Source organism: Butyrivibrio sp. (genome assembly GCF_017433805.1).
Classification (GTDB): Bacteria; Bacillota; Clostridia; order Lachnospirales; family Lachnospiraceae; genus Butyrivibrio.
This window is the reverse complement of sequence record NZ_JAFRGN010000042.1, coordinates 1-1,629: the sequence shown is the minus strand read 5'-3', so window position 1 is coordinate 1,629 and position 1,629 is coordinate 1. Positions and strand designations below refer to the sequence as shown.

Here is a 1,629-nt window from a genome sequence, read left to right as displayed (position 1 = left end):
GGGTTATTATGAATTCTCCGCAAAGGATGACCTTGTGCTGACAAACCGCTATCCGGGCTTCACACCGGAGCAGCTTAAGAAGAGTTTCCACGCTGATACTTACTGTTTCGATTCCATCCCAGAGAAGGAATGCTTTATGCAATACATCACGAGTGGTAAGGTCGCAGAGGTATACTTCACAGGGATGTTTACATCCAACCAGGGTGATCTTTCTGTACACTACTATGATCCCGAATCAGGCAGAATTCGTCAGTATTATCCTGACTTCCTTGCGAAGATGGCGGACGGTTCCTATCAGCTTATTGAGGTCAAGGGAGATAACAAGATTGATGATACCGTAGTTAAGGCAAAGCAGGCAGCAGCCGAGGAGATGGCTGTGGCAAGTGGAGTGAGGTATCTCATGTATGCTGGCAGTCTGATAACCAGTACGCATATTTTGGATGATGAAAATGTCCAAGCAAATCAATCAAAGTTCTTTTAAGGTCAAAAGTTGTTTACATTGTAAGCTGATATGCGAATGAGAGATACTCATTTGCTTATCCATGATTGTAATGGGTGATTGAATGCAGGATAGATATGCTGGAGATATCGGTGATTTTGGTAAGATAGGTCTACTTAAAGCTTTGCATGCACAAGGACTGTCTATTGGCGTGAATTGGTATCTTGTTGAACCGATGGATGCTGAAAGAAAAGCGGACGGTACATATAAGCAGGAAGATGGGAAATATCTTATCCCGGAAAAGCTTCAGATTTGTGATGCTTCACTGGCTGAGAAGCTGACAAAGATAGCAAAGTCGGATCATCGTTCCATCAAAAGTCTGGAACAGGGGAATTTCATACTGAACGCAAGATACTATAGTGAGCCGGTGACCGTTGCAGGACGTGAAGAATGGCATAAGAAGGCTCTGGATTTATTAAAAGGCTTGGATATTGTCTTTGTAGATCCGGACAACGGAATGTTAGTAAAGTCTGTTGGTAAGAGAGCTATAAAGAGTATCCAGTATACATTTTATGAAGAAGTTCGAGATTATATTCAGCGGGGACAGTGCGTCCTGATTTACAACCATAGGAGTAGAAAACAGGAAGATCAGTATTTCCATGAAATATGCATCAAGATTCAAGAGGTCACTGGTGTGCCTGAAGCTGAGGTATTAAAGATCACTTTTCCAAAATATTCCGTCAGAGATTATCTGGCGGTACCTGCGTCAGCTGAGTATCGAGAAATGATTAAAGCTGCATTTATCGGTATGGAGCAAGGAATCTGGGGAAGGACAGGTATGTGTAGGCTACCAGGAGAAAGCTGAGTCGATAAAATGCGGTCATATGACCGCATTTTTCTTGACTTTTTAGGATCCTTGAGTATAATATAAAGTACACGGAGGTGACTGAGTGAGTAATCAAGCGAGCACGTCGGACATCGCCTGTTATCTTACAGAAGTTAAGAGGCTGCTGTCCGCAGGGAAATACGATTTTGTTCCAAGAAGAAAGAATATGCAAGCATTGGCGCAACATGGTCTTACAATCGCAGATGCAAAGAATGAGATTTTAGGGCTTGTTGTCGGTGATTACTACAAAGGCCCTAAGCAGGATTTCGATCCAAATCGTCCTGGCGACATATGGGAATTCAAG

General features: G+C 42.8%; 3 protein-coding genes. All 3 read left to right on the top strand.

All coding sequences use genetic code 11. The features are described 5' to 3' along the window. Window positions 1–34 precede the first annotated feature (34 nt). The gene (locus IJI01_RS10940) at window positions 35–481 is read left to right on the top strand and encodes a TnsA endonuclease N-terminal domain-containing protein (RefSeq protein WP_292190085.1); all 447 of its coding nucleotides are present in this window, start codon (window positions 35–37) and stop codon (window positions 479–481) included. Window positions 482–563: 82 nt separating this feature from the next. Continuing rightward, the gene (locus IJI01_RS10935; RefSeq protein ID WP_292190083.1) at window positions 564–1,304 is read left to right on the top strand and encodes a hypothetical protein; all 741 of its coding nucleotides are present in this window, start codon (window positions 564–566) and stop codon (window positions 1,302–1,304) included. Between the two features lie 85 nt (window positions 1,305–1,389). After that, window positions 1,390–1,629 (top strand): hypothetical protein (locus tag IJI01_RS10930; RefSeq protein WP_292190080.1); only part of this gene is annotated, 240 nt, incomplete at its 3' end.

Coding starts and splice junctions, on each gene's coding strand:
- IJI01_RS10935 (WP_292190083.1), top strand. CDS start 564: ATGCAGGATAGATATGCTGGAGATATCGGTGATTTTGGTAAGATAGGT.